Annotated in this window: 1 rRNA gene; it reads right to left on the reverse strand. The window is 53.8% G+C overall.

The features are described 5' to 3' along the window. Positions 1–457 (reverse strand): 16S ribosomal RNA (locus JW499_RS21675); the annotation flags it as partial. Between the last annotated feature and the right edge of the window lie 6 nt (positions 458–463).

Here is a 463-nt window from a genome sequence, read left to right on the forward strand (position 1 = left end):
AACCTTTCCTCACTGCTGAAAGTGCTTTACAACCCTAAGGCCTTCTTCACACACGCGGCATGGCTGCATCAGGCTTTCGCCCATTGTGCAATATTCCCCACTGCTGCCTCCCGTAGGAGTCTGGGCCGTGTCTCAGTCCCAGTGTGGCTGATCATCCTCTCAGACCAGCTACGGATCGTCGCCTTGGTGAGCCATTACCTCACCAACAAGCTAATCCGACGCAGACTCATCTGATAGCGCAAGGCCCGAAGGTCCCCTGCTTTCCCCCGTAGGGCGTATGCGGTATTAATCCAAATTTCTCTGGGCTATCCCCCACTACCAGGCAGATTTCTACGCGTTACTCACCCGTCCGCCGCTCGTCAGCAAAGTAGCAAGCTACTCTCTGTTACCGCTCGACTTGCATGTGTTAAGCCTGCCGCCAGCGTTCAATCTGAGCCATGATCAAACTCTTCAGTTTTAATCA

Source organism: Amphritea pacifica (assembly GCF_016924145.1).
GTDB lineage: Bacteria > Pseudomonadota > Gammaproteobacteria > Pseudomonadales > Balneatricaceae > Amphritea > Amphritea pacifica.